14 protein-coding genes are annotated in these 14,608 nt (G+C 73.5%); 6 read left to right on the plus strand and 8 right to left on the minus strand.

The window, feature by feature from the left end; genetic code table 11:
* Positions 1-20 precede the first annotated feature (20 nt).
* The 7 genes from hypE to AC067N_RS04100 form a co-directional block, all read right to left on the minus strand.
* The gene (gene hypE / locus AC067N_RS04070; protein WP_478677324.1) at positions 21-1,091 is read right to left on the minus strand and encodes a hydrogenase expression/formation protein HypE; all 1,071 of its coding nucleotides are present in this window, start codon (positions 1,089-1,091) and stop codon (positions 21-23) included.
* Positions 1,084-2,229, minus strand: a complete 1,146-nt coding sequence (gene hypD / locus AC067N_RS04075) for a hydrogenase formation protein HypD (protein WP_478677325.1) — start codon at positions 2,227-2,229, stop codon at positions 1,084-1,086. The genes hypE and hypD overlap by 8 nt, the downstream gene beginning before the upstream one ends.
* Entirely contained in the window at positions 2,226-2,507 is a 282-nt protein-coding gene (locus AC067N_RS04080) for a HypC/HybG/HupF family hydrogenase formation chaperone (protein WP_478677326.1), read from the minus strand. The genes hypD and AC067N_RS04080 overlap by 4 nt, the downstream gene beginning before the upstream one ends.
* 3 nt (positions 2,508-2,510) lie before the next feature.
* Positions 2,511-4,859: a carbamoyltransferase HypF gene (hypF, locus tag AC067N_RS04085; RefSeq protein ID WP_478677327.1), complete on the minus strand. Its 2,349-nt coding sequence runs from the start codon at positions 4,857-4,859 to the stop codon at positions 2,511-2,513.
* Positions 4,856-5,599: a hydrogenase nickel incorporation protein HypB gene (hypB, locus tag AC067N_RS04090; RefSeq protein ID WP_478677328.1), complete on the minus strand. Its 744-nt coding sequence runs from the start codon at positions 5,597-5,599 to the stop codon at positions 4,856-4,858. Before hypB ends, hypF begins: the two co-directional genes overlap by 4 nt.
* A gap of 115 nt (positions 5,600-5,714) precedes the next feature.
* On the minus strand, positions 5,715-6,248 hold the full coding sequence (locus AC067N_RS04095) for a hydrogenase maturation protease (RefSeq protein WP_478677329.1): 534 nt from the start codon (positions 6,246-6,248) through the stop codon (positions 5,715-5,717).
* Complete coding sequence (locus AC067N_RS04100; protein WP_478677330.1) at positions 6,245-7,990, minus strand: enoyl-CoA hydratase-related protein; 1,746 nt, start codon at positions 7,988-7,990, stop codon at positions 6,245-6,247. Before AC067N_RS04100 ends, AC067N_RS04095 begins: the two co-directional genes overlap by 4 nt.
* Before the next feature lie 255 nt (positions 7,991-8,245).
* On the opposite strand from AC067N_RS04100, the gene AC067N_RS04105 reads away from it, so the two are divergent.
* The 6 genes from AC067N_RS04105 to AC067N_RS04130 all read left to right on the plus strand — a co-directional run bounded on the left by AC067N_RS04105 (position 8,246) and on the right by AC067N_RS04130 (position 12,237).
* A complete protein-coding gene (locus AC067N_RS04105) occupies positions 8,246-8,497 on the plus strand; it encodes a YkoF family thiamine-binding protein (protein WP_478677331.1) in 252 nt (83 codons plus the stop codon).
* Complete coding sequence (locus AC067N_RS04110) at positions 8,494-8,871, plus strand: helix-turn-helix domain-containing protein (RefSeq protein ID WP_478677332.1); 378 nt, start codon at positions 8,494-8,496, stop codon at positions 8,869-8,871. Before AC067N_RS04105 ends, AC067N_RS04110 begins: the two co-directional genes overlap by 4 nt.
* 120 nt (positions 8,872-8,991) lie before the next feature.
* Positions 8,992-9,501 carry a 2-oxo-4-hydroxy-4-carboxy-5-ureidoimidazoline decarboxylase gene (gene uraD / locus AC067N_RS04115; RefSeq protein WP_478677333.1) on the plus strand — a complete coding sequence of 170 codons (510 nt, stop codon included), beginning with the start codon at positions 8,992-8,994 and terminating at the stop codon, positions 9,499-9,501.
* 7 nt (positions 9,502-9,508) lie between these two features.
* Positions 9,509-9,913 (plus strand): hydroxyisourate hydrolase, encoded by a 405-nt coding sequence (uraH, locus tag AC067N_RS04120; protein WP_478677334.1) that lies wholly within the window; start codon positions 9,509-9,511, stop codon positions 9,911-9,913.
* Between the two features lie 5 nt (positions 9,914-9,918).
* Complete coding sequence (pucL, locus tag AC067N_RS04125) at positions 9,919-10,821, plus strand: factor-independent urate hydroxylase (protein ID WP_478677335.1); 903 nt, start codon at positions 9,919-9,921, stop codon at positions 10,819-10,821.
* Between the two features lie 42 nt (positions 10,822-10,863).
* The gene (locus AC067N_RS04130) at positions 10,864-12,237 is read left to right on the plus strand and encodes an 8-oxoguanine deaminase (protein WP_478677336.1); all 1,374 of its coding nucleotides are present in this window, start codon (positions 10,864-10,866) and stop codon (positions 12,235-12,237) included.
* A 152-nt stretch (positions 12,238-12,389) separates the two neighbouring features.
* Here the strand turns inward: AC067N_RS04130 and AC067N_RS04135 are convergent, their stop codons facing one another.
* Complete coding sequence (locus tag AC067N_RS04135) at positions 12,390-14,597, minus strand: alpha-N-acetylglucosaminidase (protein WP_478677337.1); 2,208 nt, start codon at positions 14,595-14,597, stop codon at positions 12,390-12,392.
* Between the last annotated feature and the right edge of the window lie 11 nt (positions 14,598-14,608).

The following is a 14,608-nucleotide window of genomic DNA, read 5'->3' on the forward strand; positions in this document are numbered from 1 at the left end:
CGGGGCCCTCGGACTCCAGCTCAGCAGATCCGCGGAAGCTGCTCGCCGAGCGGCAGGTCCACCACCCGCGTGCCGCCGAGACCGGTGGCGACCACGACCATCCCCGGATGGTCGGAGACGCACTCACCGATCAGCGTGGCCCCGGCGCCCTGCGGATGGGCCCGCATCGCCGCCAGCACCTCCTCCGCCGCCGACGGCGGCACGAAGGCGACCAGCCGGCCCTCGTTGGCGACGTACAGGGGGTCGAGCCCGAGGAACCCGCAGGCGTTGGCCACCGCGTCCGGCACCGGGATGGCGCGCTCCCGGAGGCGGACACCGGTCCCGGAGGCACGGGCGATCTCGTTCAGGGACGCCGCCAGACCGCCCCTGGTGGGATCGCGCAGCACATGGATGTCGGGGGTGACCGCCAGCATGGCCGCGACCAGCTCCGCGAGGGGCGCCGTGTCACTGGCGACGTCCACCCCGAACTCCAGCCCCTCCCGCACGCTCATGATCGCCACCCCGTGCAGGCCGATCGGCCCGCTGACGATGACCGCGTCCCCCGGCCGAGCCCGCTGGGGCCGGATGTCCACGCCGTCCGGGACGAGACCCACACCGGCGGTGGTGACGTACACCCCGTCCCCGTGTCCGGACTCCACCACCTTGGTGTCGCCCGTGGCGACGGTCACGCCGGCGGTCTCGGCCGCCGCGCCCATGGCGCGGGCGATCCGCTCCACGACCGCCAGCTCCACGCCTTCCTCCAGGACGAAGGCGGCGGAGAGGAACGCGGGCCGGGCACCGCTCATCGCCAGGTCGTTGACGGTGCCGTTGACCGCCAGATCGCCCAGGCAGCCGCCGGGGAAGAACAGCGGCCGGACCACGTAGGAGTCGGTGGAGAACGCCAGCCGGGCACCGCCCAGTTCGAGGACGGCGGAGTCGGCGAGCGAGGCCAGCACGGCGTTGCCGTAGGCGGGGGCGAAGACCTGCTCGACCAGTTCCGCCGACAGCGCGCCCCCTCCGCCGTGTCCCATCACCACGACCGGCTGGTCGCGCAGCGGGGCGGGGCAGGTCCAGGCGGACGGATCGACCACATCGGCGAGTTGCTCAGGCAACGGGGTTCATCTCCTCCCGCGCGGCCGGGGCGGCCTGCGGTGTCGGGCCGTCGTTCATCCGGCGGTACAGGTAGTAGGCCGCGCAGGCGCCCTCGCTGGAGACCATGGTGGCGCCGAGCGGGGTGCGCGGGGTGCAGGCGGTGCCGAACGCGGCGCACTCCGTGGGCTTGATGAGCCCTTGGAGCACCTCGCCGCTGCGGCACTCGGCCGGCTCCTCGGTACGGATACCCGAGACGTCGAAGCGGTGCTCCGCGTCGTACGCGCGGAACGCGTCGGTGAGCCGCCAGCCGCTCGCCGGGATGCGCCCGATCCCCCGCCAGTTGCGGTCTGTGACCTCGAACACCTCCTCGATCATGCGGACGGCGGCGGGGTTGCCCTCCTCGCGCACGGCACGCGCGTAGGCGTTCTCCACGCGGTGCTCACCGCGCTCCAGCTGGCGGACCGCGCGGCGGATGCCCTCCAGGATGTCCAGCGGTTCGAAGCCGGTCACCACGATCGGCACGCGGTACCGCTCGGCGAGGTCCGGGTACTCTGCCGTGCCCATCACGCTGCACACGTGCCCGGCCGCGAGGAAGCCCTGCACCCGGCAGGAGGGCGCCGTCATGATGGCCTCGACCGCCGGGGGCACCCGCACATGCGACACCAGCAGGCTGAAGTTGGTCAGGCCCAGGCGGCGCGCCTGGTGCACGGCCATCGCGTTGGCGGGGGCCGTGGTCTCGAAGCCGATGGCGAAGAAGACCACCTCCCGGTCCGGGTTGCGGCGGGCCAGCTCCAGCGCGTCGAGCGGCGAGTACACCACGCGGACGTCACCGCCGCCGCCCTTGACCCGGAACAGGTCCCGGTCGGTGCCGGGCACGCGGAGCATGTCACCGAAGGAGCAGAAGATCACCCCCGGGCGCGCGGCGATCTCCAGCGCCTTGTCGATGACCTCCAGGGGTGTCACGCACACGGGGCAGCCCGGCCCGTGGATCAGCTCCACCTCGTCGGGCAGCAGACGGTCGATGCCGTGGCGGACGATCGAGTGGGTCTGCCCGCCGCACACCTCCATCAGGGCCCACGGCCGGGTGGCGGTGGCACGGATCTCGTCCAGCAGCCGCCGCGCCAGAGCGGGGTCGTTGAACTCGTCGATGTACTTCACGGGGTTCCCGCCTCCTTCGCCGCCTGCTCCCAGGCGTCGCCGAACTCCTCCTCCAGCAGCCCCAGTTCCTCGAAGAGCTTCAAGGAGGCCAGGGCCGACTCCTCGTCCAGGCGCTGGAGCGCGAACCCGACGTGCACGATGACGTACTCACCCACCCGCACCTCGGGTACGTACTCCAGACACGCCTGCTTCTGCACACCGCCGAAGTCGATCAGCCCGGTGAGCGGGTCGGCGCCGTCGTCGATGGCCACGACCTTGCCGGGCACTGCCAAACACATGGGTCACTCCTCTTGTCGTCGGTGAGCCGCGACCACCAGTTGGCCGAGGGCCAGCCCGCCGTCGTTCGGCGGGACCTCGCCGTGCCGCAGCACCGTGAAGCCCGCCCCGGCCAGCAGTCGCGTGCACTCCTCCTCCAGCAGGGCGTTGGCGAAGACGCCGCCGCTCAGGGCGACGACGGCCCGGCCGGTGTCCCGGCGGGCCCGTCGGCAGATCTCCACGACGGCCCGCGCGACGCCCCGGTGGAAGCGCGCCGCGAGCACGGCGGGCGGGGTGCCCCGGCGCAGGTCGGCGACGAGCGCCCGCAGCACGGGCGCCGGGTCCCACGCGTCGGCGGTAATGCCGAAGGCGTACGCCGAGGTGTCGGCAGCCCAGGCACTGGCGGCCGCCGCCTCCAGTTCCAGGGCGGCCTGGGCCTCGTAGCCCGCGCGGTGGCATACGCCCGCCAGGGACGACACGGCGTCGAAGAGCCGGCCCATGCTGGACGTCGCCACGCAAGCCAGTCCGCGCGTCAACTGGCGATCCAGCATTCGGAGTTCTCGCGGCGCGCAAGCGGTCACGCAGGGCAGGTCCGCATCCCACGGCAGGCCCGCGGCCCACAGCCGGGCCAGCGCGAGGCGGCACGGGTTGGCGACCCCCGCGTCACCACCGGGCAGCGGGGCGGGGGCCAGGTGAGCGAAGCGCCGGTGGCCCGTGTAGTCGGCGAGCAGGATCTCACCGCCCCAGACGGTGCCGTCGTCGCCGTAGCCGGTGCCGTCGAACGCGACGCCGATGACGGGCGCCGTGCCGTCGAGGCCGTGCTCGGCCATCGCCGAGGCGATGTGCGCGTGGTGGTGCTGGACGAGCACGGGCCTGCCCCCGGAGAGCCGGGCGGCCCACCGCGCCGAGTGGTACCCGGGGTGCCGGTCCGCGGCGACGAGTTCGGGGCTGACGCCGGTCAGGCTCCGCATGCGCGTCTCCGCCCGCCGGGCCGCCTCCAGGGTGGTCAGCTCACCCATGTCGCCGATGTGCGGACCGAACCACGCCTGGTCGCCCTCGCCCAGGCACAGGGCGTTCTTCAGATCGCCGCCCACCGCGAGCGCGGGCCGTACCGCCACCGGCAGCCGCAGCGGGCGGGGCACGTACCCCCGGGACCGGCGCAGCACCTGCTCGGTGCCGTCGGGGCGCACCCGCAGCAGGGAGTCGTCACAGGGCGCGGAGACGGCCCGGTCATGGGCGAGCCAGGCGTCCGCGAGGCCGGCCAGCCGGGTCAGCGCCTCGTCGTCGTCCGTGACGATCGGTTCCCCCGAGCGGTTGCCGCTCGTCATCACCAGCACCCGCGGGCCCGGCGGATCGCCGGGCAGCCCGAACAGCAGCGTGTGCAGCGGGGTGTACGGCAGCATGACGCCGAGGTGCGGGCTGCCGGGACACACACCGGAGGCGAGGACCCGCTGACCCGCGCGCGGGCGCAGCAGGACGATGGGGCGCCGGGGGCCGGTGAGCGCCGCCGCCTCGGCCGTCGAGACGGCGGCGATCCGCCGTACGGTGTCGAGGTCCGCGCACATCACCGCGAACGGTTTGCCGCCGCGCGCCTTGCGGGTGCGCAGGGCGTCGACAGCGGTCGCGTCGCCGGCGTCGCACGCCAGGTGGTAGCCGCCCAGGCCCTTGACGGCGACGATCCGGCCGGCGGCCAGCAGCGCGCGGGCCGTCGCGAGGGCGTCGGCGTCCCGGGCGGGCCGGACCCCGCTGCCCGACGCGGGCACCAGACGCAGCCGGGGCCCGCAGCCGGGGCAGGCGACGGGCTGGGCGTGGAAGCGGCGGTCGGCGGGGTCGCCGTACTCCCGGGCGCAGGCCGGACACAGGGGGAAGCCGGCCATGGTGGTGACGGCCCGGTCGTACGGCATCCCCGTGGCGATGGTGAAGCGGGGACCGCAGTGGGTGCAGGTGACGAAGGGGTGCCGGTACCGGCGGTCGGCCGGGTCGGCCAGCTCCCGCAGACAGTCCGCGCAGGCCGCCGTGTCCGGCGGGAGCAGGGTGCGGCCGGGGGACCGTTCGGTGGAACGGATCGTGAAGGTGTCGTCGGCACCCGTGGCGGACAGGTCCTCGACCCCGACACCGGTGACGGCGGCCAACGGCGGCGGCTCCGCGGCCAGTCGGTCGCAGAACAGCGCGATGCCGGCCGGCGGGCCCTCCACCTCGATGAGCACGCCGTTCGCCGTGTTGCTCACGAAGCCGGCCAGGGCCAGGTCCGTGGCCAGGCGGTGGACGAACGGGCGGAAGCCCACGCCCTGCACCGTTCCGCGCACGGTGACGCGTCGGCGCACCGTCCGCTCGCCGCCGGTGCCGCGCGGAGCGCTGGTGGCGGGCGCCGTCACGAGACGCGGCCGGCCGCGAGGCCGGACCCGGTGTCCTCATGGCTGTGCGGACGCGGCGCCAGGGGAGGCCGGTGGACGGGCGCCCCGTCCCGCACCGCGAGCACCCGCTCCAGGACGGTGTCGACGCCCTCGCCGCTGCGGGCGCAGGACCGCACCACCTCCACGCCCGGGTTGACCCGCCGCACCTGGGCGTGGAAGGCGGACTCGTCGAAACCGGCGGCCTCGGCCAGATCGGTCTTGGTGAGCACCACGAGATGGGCGGAGCCGAAGGCCGTGGGGTACTTCAGCGGCTTGTCCTCCCCCTCCGTCACCGCCATGAGGACGATCCGCAGGCTCTCGCCGAGGTCGTAGGAGGCCGGGCAGACGAGGTTGCCGACGTTCTCCACGAACAGCAGCGAGGTGTCGGCGGGCAGCCAGCTCTCCACGTGGCCGCGCAGCTGCCGGGCCTCCAGATGGCACAGCCCGTCGGTCAGCAGCTGCCTGACCGGCGCCCCCGAACGGGCGAGCCGGCGGGCGTCGTTCTCGGTCGCCAGGTCCGCGGTCAGCGCGGCCACCGGCAGCTGCCGCTCCACCGCGCGGGCCAGCACCCGGCCGAGCAGTTCGGTCTTGCCGCTGCCCGGGCTGGACAGCAGGTTGACCACGGTCACCCCGCGTCCGGTGAGCTCGTCGCGCAGGCTCGCGGCCAGCCCGTCGTTCTTCGCCAGGACGGCCTGGGTGACGTCGTCCACGGACTCGCACATGGCGCAGCTCCTCGCGAGGGGTCGGGTGCGTCGGACCGCTGCCGATCCTCCGCGCCGCCGGCGACCGGGCGGGGGAGACGGGCCGCGGACGGGCCCGCGGATTCGTCCGGGCGGCTCAACGGGGCTGCGCCGCCGGGGTCAGCGGGGGCGTCGCCGCCGGGTCCGCGAGCAGCGCCGGGACCATGGTGTGCAGCGCCGTGACGGCCCGCGCGACGGCGTCGCGCACCGTCGCGCTGACCCCGGGGGCGATGTCCTCGTCGCCGTGCGGCAGCACCTCCGGCTCGCAGGCGAGGACGAGGACACGGGGGAGCGGTTCGTCGCCCAGGTGGGCGGCCAGGGCCAGGACCTTCGCCGGGTCCATCCCGTGTGCCTCGGGCGGGGGGCCGCCGGTGGCGCGGTCGGGCGGTTCCGGTTCGATCAGCGACAGGGTGCCGGGCCGGTGCCCGCGCACGGACGCGTCCACCAGGACGGCCGTGTCGTAGCCGCCGAGCAGTTCGTAGGCGAGGTCCATGCCCCGGATGCCGAAGTCCCGCACCCGCGCCTCGGGCGGCAGCGGGCACCCGTCCAGGGCACGGATCACCTCGGGGCCGAAGGCGTCGTCGGCGAGGAAGATGTTGCCGACCCCCGCGACCAGCAGGCGCGCGCTCATCGCGCACCTCCCGTGGCCAGGGGCCGGGCGGAGCCGTGGGGCTGCTTACGGACGAACGCCGAACGCAGGGCGTGGTAGGGGGCGTGCGGGTCGAGGAAGACGGCGTGCATACGGGCGAGTTCGGTCTCCCGGTACGCGGCGAGCGGCCGCCGCTCCTCGTCCGCCCGGCGTGCCGCCGCTTTGGCGGCGATCCGCGACGTGAGATCCGGCGCCTCGGCGAGCGCGGCCGCCATGCTCTCGACCTCGGCGGTGAACCCCTGCGGGGCGACCGGCAGGAGACGGTCCACCAGCCCGATCCGCGCGGCGGTCGCGGCACTCACCGGCAGCGCCTCGCCGGTCAGCCGCTCTGCGGTCTCCGCTCCGACGCGGCGCGGCAGCGTGTACGTCCAGTACTCCGACCCGTACAGGCCCATGCGCCGGTAGTGCGGGTTGAGGACGGCGCCCTCGCGGCACCACACCTCGTCGGCGGCCAGGGCGAGCATGACGCCGCCGGCCGCCGCGTTGCCGCCGAGCGCCGCCACCACCAGGCGGTCGGTGGTGCACAGCACCGCCTCGACGAGGTCGTTCATGGCGTCGAGGTTGGCCCGGGACTCGGCCGCCGGGTCGGCCGACGCCTCGATGACAGCCAGGTGGATGCCGTTGGAGAAGAAGTCGCGGGACCCGCCGAGCACCAGCACCGGCGTGGGGCGGGCGACCGCGTACCGGTAGGCGTCGAGCAGCCGCCGGCAGTGGTCGGTGGCCATGGCGCCGCCGGGGAACGAGAAGTCCAGGAAGCCGACGGCGCCGAGCCGGCGGTACCGGATGTCGGTGAACGTGCGCCGGCCCGGGGGCAGTTCGAGCGGGACGGCGCTCACCGGCAGCCGGGTCCGGCGGTCGTCGGAGCCCGGCGTCCCCCGGGCGGCTCCGGGCGGGGCGGAGAAGCCGGCGAGGACGGAGTCCGCCGGGCGGCGGAACGGCGCGGGGTCGCCGGAGCTCTTGCGCGGGCGCAGTTCGGGGATCCACACCGCGCCGTCCCGGGTGGCCCGGCAGACCGCCCCGGCCCGTGTCGCCAGCAGTTCGCCGGGACGTCCGCGGAGCCGGTCCTCGGCGTGTCCGCCGTGCAGGAACACCTCCCGGCCGAGGAGTTCGTCCAGGACTCCCGGCTGCGAGTCGGCCGCGCGGAGCTTCCTCAGCACCGTCCGCGTGCCGTCGTTCTCCCAGTCGATCCGGCGCCGCTCCTGGCGGAAGAAGTCGCGCCACACCACCCGGATGCCGGGATCGCTCTGCGGCCGCGGTTTGAAGGACCCCTCGGCGTACCGCCGCACGGCCAGCAGGACGGCGGCCGAGGCGGCGTCGGAGACCTCGCCCCGGTACAGGTCGCTCTTGCCGACCGGAGGCACCGGGAACGACACGGCGGCCCAGACGTCACCGGCGTCCATCCCCGCCTCCGCCTGGAGGACCGTCACCCCCCAGTGGGGCGCCTCCTCGGTGATCGCCCAGTCCAGGGAGGACGGGCCGCGGTCGCCGGGCGGCCCCGGGTGCACGATGAGGCAGGGGCGCTCCCGCCACACCTCCTCGGGCAGGGCCGTCCTCAGCAGGGGAGCGACGATCAGCTCCGGGCGCCTCTCGCGTGCGGCGGCCAGGACCGCGTCGGTGCCGTGCGAGGCCAGAACGACCTCCACGCGGTGCCCCCGGTCCGACAGTTCCGCGTACACACGCTGGGAAAGGCTGTTGAACGCGCCGGCTACCAGCAAGATGTCCATGACGTGGCATGTTCGCCGGTCCGGGGAGGGGCACGAAGGACCACGGCGGCGTTTCGCCCGGCTCGTGTCCCTACATGGGCGAGCCTCGGTGTGTACGCAGGGCCCGGTCGCCGTGCCCCGGCCGTGTCGGGACACCCGGGCCGGGCGACCTCGGATCGCCGTGCGGCGTCCGTTAAGGTCGTGTCGCAGCGGCGGGGGCGCACCAAGCGTGCGATGCGGGAACGTGCAGGTCGGAGCCGACGTCATGGGGGCGTAGTGCGATTGCGAGTGGAGTTCACCACCGAGCCGTTCGACCTGGACGAGCCCCCGCGGCATGCGCTGGTCGCCCGGGACGTCATCGAGGCGGCCGAGCTGGACGCCGTCGACGTGGGCCCCTTCGGCAACACCGCCGAGGGCGGGTCCGACGCCGTGCTCACCGCGGTCGACGCCCTGCTGCGCCGGGCCCTGGAGGCGGGCGCCACCCGGGTCTCGCTCCAGGTCAACGTGGTCGGGGAGGGGCAGGGGTGAGCGCCGCCGGGGACGACCCCTTCGTCGCGGCCGTCAAGCCGCTGGTCGACGCCATGGGCGGGGTCATGCTGCCGCCGGGCGAGGCCGGCCCCGACGACGTCGTGCTCTCCTGGCAGGGCGCCGATGTCGTCGCCGTACGTCTGCCGCAGCTCGCCGAGTCGCTCGACCACATCCTCGCCGCGCTGGAACGCAAGCACGGCAAGGCCCTCGGCGACCTCGACCGCAAGACCAAGCAGGAGATCGTACGGACGCTGGAGGCGCGCGGCGCCTTCTCCGTGCGGCACGGTGTGGAGACCGTCGCGAGCGCCCTCGGCGTCAGCCGCTTCACCGTCTACAACTACCTGAACAGGGAGAACGCGGCGAAGGGCCGGTGAAGGGCGGTCCGGTCGGGCGAGCGGCGCCCACCGTATGTTTTCAACAAACTGTTGACGAGGTGTCGTCGCGGGGCGTTAGCTTGCCGTAGCCAGTCCAGCACCACGGCCACGGAGGCTCCCGTGACTTCGCGTTCCTCGACGCCCGGCCTGACCCGCTTCAACACCCTGGAGAAGCAAGCCGCCGTCGCAGCGCTCCACGAGGTGTGCGCCTCGGCGGAATGGGGGCGCAGACTGCTCGCCGGCCGTCCGTACGCCACCGTCGCGGACCTCCTCGACGCCGGTGACGCCGCCATGGCCGAGCTGACCGCCGAGGACCTGGCGGAGGCGATGGCCGGACACCCGCCGATCGGCCGCCCCAGGCCGGGCGACCCGACCTCGGCCCGTGAGCAACGCGGCATGGCCGGCGCCTCCGACGCGCTGAAGGCGGAGATGCTCGAACTGAACCTGGCCTACCAGGAGAAGTTCGGCCACGTCTTCCTGATCTGCGCCACCGGCCGCACCGGCGAGCAGATGCGCGACGCCGTCAGCGAGCGCATCGGCAACACGCCGGAGGAGGAACGCGAGATCGTCCGTGTCGAACTGGGCAAGATCAACCGCATCCGCCTCACCCGACTGGTCGAAGAGGACTGACAGCAGCATGAGCAACAGCACCACGGCCTCCGTGTCCACGCACATCCTGGACACCAGCGTCGGCCGCCCCGCCCCCGGGGTCGCCGTCCGCCTCGCCGCCCGTCCGGGACGCGACGCGGACTGGCGGGACCTCGGCGGCTCCGCGACCGACGCCGACGGCCGGTGCAAGGACCTCCCGGCGCTGCCGGAAGGGACGACCCACGTACGGCTCGACTTCGCCGTGGAGCCGTACTTCGAGGCCAAGCAGGCCGAGACCGAGCAAGCCGAGGCACAGCAGGACGCCCCCGCGAACCGGGACAGCGGTGTGTTCTTCCCCGAGGTGGTCATCACGTTCGCCGTCGACGCCGGCGAGCACTACCACGTACCGCTGCTGCTCAACCCGTTCGGCTACTCCGTATACCGAGGGAGTTAGCACGCATGCCCATTCTTGGACAGAACCAGTACGGCAAGGCCGAGAACCGCGTCGTACGCATCACGCGGGACGGCGCCACCCACCACATCAAGGACCTCAACGTCTCCGTGGCCCTCTCCGGAGACATGGACGAGGTCCACCTCTCCGGCTCCAACGCCAACGTCCTGCCGACGGACACCACCAAGAACACGGTGTACGCCTTCGCCAAGGAACACGGCATCGAGTCCGCCGAGCAGTTCGGCATCCGTCTCGCCCGCCACTTCGTGACCTCCCAGCCGGCCATCCACCGGGCCCGTATCCGCATCGAGGAGTACTCCTGGGAGCGCATCGAGCACTCGGGGAAGGGCGCGCACTCCTTCGTCCGCAAGGGCCAGGAGACCCGGCTCGCCCAGATCACCTACGACGGCTCGGCGTGGGAGGTCGTCTCCGGCCTCAAGGACCTCACCGTCATGAACTCGACCGACTCCGAGTTCTGGGGCTATGTCAAGGACAAGTACACGACCCTCCCCGAGGCGCACGACCGCATCCTCGCCACCGACGTCTCCGGCCGCTGGCGCTTCAACTGGACCGACGACGAGGCGCCGACGCCGACCTGGGACGAGTCGTACGCGCAGGTCAAGCGGCACATGCTCCAGGCCTTCGCCGAGACGTACTCGCTCTCGCTCCAGCAGACCCTCTACGCGATGGGCGCCCGGATCATCGACCGGCGCGGAGAGATCGACGAGGTCCGTTTCTCCCTCCCGAACAACCACCACTTCCTGGTGGACCTCGCCCCGTTCGGCCTTGAGAACGACACCGCCGAAGGAGCCGTCTACTTCGCCGCCGACCGCCCCTACGGCCTCATCGAGGCGACCGTCCTGCGGGACGGCGCAGAGGCTTGCATCCCGGCCGACCTCACCAACCTCTGACGCGGACCCGGAACGTACATCCGGGAGTTGGGACGAACAACGATGGCTCAGCGCATCGTCATCGAGAACGCGGCGATCGCGACCGTGGACGCGCGGGACACGGAGTACACGTCGGGCCATGTGGTCGTGGCGGACCACGTGATCGAGTCGGTGGGCGCGGGACGGGCCCCCGAGGGACTGACGGACGTCGTACGCCGGATCGACGCCACCGGACACCTGGTGACTCCCGGCCTGGTCAACACCCACCACCACTTCTACCAGTGGATCACCCGGGGTCTCGCCACCGACCACAACCTCTTCGACTGGCTCGTCGCGCTGTACCCGACCTGGGCGCGCATCGACGAGCAGATGACGTACGCGGCGGCCCAGGGCTCCCTCGCGATGATGGCCCGCGGCGGTGTCACGACCGCGATGGACCACCACTACGTCTTCCCGAAGGGCTCCGGTGACCTGTCGGGCTCCATCATCCGGGCCGCCCGCGAGACGGGCGTCCGCTTCACCCTCGCCCGCGGCTCCATGGACCGCAGCGAGAAGGACGGCGGCCTGCCCCCGGACTTCGCCGTCGAGACCCTCGACGGGGCGCTCGCCGCCACCGAGGCCACCGTGAACGCCCACCACGACGCCTCCTTCGGCGCCATGACCCAAGTGGCCGTCGCCCCCTGCTCCCCGTTCTCCGTCTCGACCGAACTCCTCAGGCAGGGCGCCGAGCTGGCCCGCCGTCTCGGCGTACGGCTGCACACCCACGGCTCGGAGACGGTCGAGGAGGAGAAGTTCTGCCACGAGCTGTTCGGCATGGGCCCGACCGACTACTTCGAGTCGACGGGCTGGCTCGGCGAGGACGTGTGGATGGCGCACTGCGTCCATATGAACGACTCCGACATCGAAGCCTTCGCCCGGACGAGGACCGGCGTCGCCCACTGCCCGTCCTCCAACGCCCGGCTCGCGGCCGGTATCGCCCGCGTCCCCGACATGCTGGCGGCCGGCGTCCCGGTCGGCCTCGGCGTCGACGGCACCGCCTCCAACGAGTCCGGCGAACTCCATACCGAGCTGCGCAACGCGCTCCTCGTCAACCGCCTCGGCGCCCACCGCGAAGCCGCCCTCAACGCCCGCCAGGCGCTGCGCCTCGGCACCTACGGCGGTGCCCAGGTCCTGGGCCGGGCGGCCGAGATCGGCTCCCTGGAGGCCGGAAAGCTCGCCGACCTCGTCCTGTGGAAGCTCGACACCCTCGCCCACGCCTCCATCGCCGACCCGGTGACCGCCCTGGTCTTCGGCGCGGCGGCCCCGGTGACCCTGTCGCTGGTGGGCGGCCGTGCCGTCGTGGAGGACGGCCGCCTGCTGCACGTGGACGAGGACGCGATCGCCCGCTCGACACGGGAAGAGGCCCGGCGACTGGCCCGGATCGCGGCAGGGGACTGACGGGCCGCGGGTGCCCACCGCCGGCGGCGCAGCGGCAACCCGGCCGCGCCGTACGGCGGTGGACTCCGGCCGAGGGGGACGGCCCTCGCCGGTACGCCGTGGACCCGGCCGGGGTCCGCGGCGGCCGTCTCCCGAGCGCACACGAACCCGTTTCAGGTGAGCGCCGTGAGCCGGTCCCACACCTCGGCGGCCACCGTGTACGTGTCTCCGGCCGGCTCGGTGGCGAGCGGTCCAGGGTTCCGGATCCAGCGGTCCTCCAGGGCGAACCAGTCGATCTTCTTCGGTGCCCGCCCGTCGGCGAGCGCGGCCCGCAGCTCCTCGAAGTACGTCGACCAGCGCAACCGGTACAGCCCACCGACCAGGCCCGCCCACTCCCGGTTGGCGTAGTCCCGCAGACCCGCGTCCGCGCCCTCGCGGGTGCCCCACACGGTCAGCAGCGACAGGTTGTCGTACGCCAGCCGCTCCCGCTCGGCGTCGCTCGCCCCCCAGGCCCGCGCATCGGCGACCCAACGGCCCAGCAGATGACGGGAGTCGGTGGCGAGCAGCCGGTCCAGCAGCTCCAGCAGGGACAGCCAGACCTCCGCCAGCTCCTTCAGCCGGGCGGCGTCACGGGCGTCGTACGCCGCCTTGATCCGCGGCAGCAGCACCCGGCTGCGGTTGGACAGGACCTGGCGGGCGACGTCCAGGAGATCCCGGCGGTAGGCGGACGACGTACGCAACCCGGCCCGCACACGCAGCAGTTCGCCGAGCGCCGGCTCCAGGTCCGCCGGGGCGTACCGGAGCTGCTTGGGCGACCAGCGGGCAGCTCGTACGACGCCCAGCGCCGGACGCGCGCCGAACAGGCCGTCGGCGCCCTCGCTCCACCGGTCGGCGCGGGTGGTGCCGTAGACGGTCCGGCGCAGGATGTCCCAGGCGGCCTCGGCATGCGGGTCGCGGGCGCCGTACCGCGCGTGCGCCCACGTGGCGAACCACCTCTTGAGGTCCAGTTTCCCCTCGCGCCAGGCCAGTTCGGAGAACAGGGCGAAGGCCGCCGGGTTGTTGTCCGCCGCTTCCGGCATCAGTGCGATACCGCGCAGCCTGCTGCCGGGCCTGGTGCGCCACGTCTCGTACAGCTCCGCCCAGTCGCGGGTGTTGGCGCCGAGCACGGTGTGGCCGCCGAAGTTCCAGATCGAGCCGAACGCGTACGGTGTGTCACCCCAGTCGGCCTCGCGGTCGGTGACCGTGGGAAATCGGTCGGAGAGGCCGTCGACCACGAGCATGTGCTTCTTGTCGACGGCGTCGACGATCGCGCGCGGCGGGTTGTGCTGCCAGCCGAGGATCACCCAGGTGGCGTCGGGGCGAGCCCGCCGCAGCGCCCGCTCGACGCCCTTCGCCGCGTCCCCCACGGGCACGTCACCCGGATCGCCGCCCTCGTGCAGCAGGTCCATCTTGTACAGGTTCGACGGACCGCCGAACAGCTCGTTCTGTACCCGGTAGAAGGCCGCCGCCACCCGCGCGAACGCGTCCGTGCGCGGGTCCAGCCAGTCGGGGCGGGCGAAGCCCATCCAGTCGCCCTGCGGGATCGTCCGCGCCCCCGGGACGCGCTCGGCGAAGCCCGGCGGGACCGTCCCGAAGTAGCCGGGGAACACCGGGGTCATGCCCAGCTCGCGCACCCGGTCGGCGATCCGGCGGCCGAGGGCGGCGCGGGCGTCGAGCAGCTGCCGGGAGACGGGGGCGGGGAATCCCGACAGGTTCTGCAGCAGCCACCACGGCTGGTGGGCGGGGCCCGGGATCCACTCCCGAAGCTCCTCCTCCCCGTACCCGAACTCCTGGAACACCCGGTGGTAGAGCGCGTCCGCGCCCGTGTAGACGAGGATCTCGTTGTAGCCGTGCAGGGCCAGCACGTCCAGCTCGTGTTCCCAGTACGACCAGTCGAGGTAGGCGCCCGTGTAGCCGTCGTTGGTGTCGTTCAGGGCGAAGCGGTGGGGGACGTTCGCGCGTCGGGTGACCGTGCCGTCGAGGCCCGGCAGGGCGCGGGGAAGGTCCGTCTGCTCGCCCGCCCAGTTGATCTCGGCGTACGCGATGTGCCGCAGGTACCAGTGGAGACCGGTGAGTCGGGTGGCCGGGGTGTCCCCGGTGACGGTGATGCGCCCGGTGCGGCCCGTGACCTGGAAGGTGTCCCGCTCGGCCTTCTCGGCGAATGTGATCTGCCGCCAGTGGTCCGGCAGCAGCCGCCGGGCCGCCGAAGCGGCCGCGTCCCCCTGTCCGTCCGCGCGAAGGGCGTCGACCGGCGGGGTCGCACGGGCGGGGGTGCAGGCGACCGCCGCCCCCGCCGAACCGGCGGCGAAGGCGGCGAGAAGGGCACGACGGGCGAGCGGCATGAGGTCTCCGG

This window comes from Streptomyces sp. NPDC042364, assembly GCF_056437585.1.

What these genes read in the sequence shown, in the direction of transcription:
- uraH (WP_478677334.1), top strand. Translation starts at nt 9,509, where the DNA reads ATGAGCAACAGCACCACGGCCTCCGTGTCCACGCACATCCTGGACACC.
- AC067N_RS04135 (WP_478677337.1), bottom strand. Translation starts at nt 14,597, where the DNA reads ATGCCGCTCGCCCGTCGTGCCCTTCTCGCCGCCTTCGCCGCCGGTTCG.
- hypB (WP_478677328.1), bottom strand. Translation starts at nt 5,599, where the DNA reads ATGTGCGAGTCCGTGGACGACGTCACCCAGGCCGTCCTGGCGAAGAAC.
- pucL (WP_478677335.1), top strand. Translation starts at nt 9,919, where the DNA reads ATGCCCATTCTTGGACAGAACCAGTACGGCAAGGCCGAGAACCGCGTC.
- AC067N_RS04100 (WP_478677330.1), bottom strand. Translation starts at nt 7,990, where the DNA reads ATGGACATCTTGCTGGTAGCCGGCGCGTTCAACAGCCTTTCCCAGCGT.
- AC067N_RS04130 (WP_478677336.1), top strand. Translation starts at nt 10,864, where the DNA reads ATGGCTCAGCGCATCGTCATCGAGAACGCGGCGATCGCGACCGTGGAC.
- AC067N_RS04080 (WP_478677326.1), bottom strand. Translation starts at nt 2,507, where the DNA reads ATGTGTTTGGCAGTGCCCGGCAAGGTCGTGGCCATCGACGACGGCGCC.
- AC067N_RS04095 (WP_478677329.1), bottom strand. Translation starts at nt 6,248, where the DNA reads ATGAGCGCGCGCCTGCTGGTCGCGGGGGTCGGCAACATCTTCCTCGCC.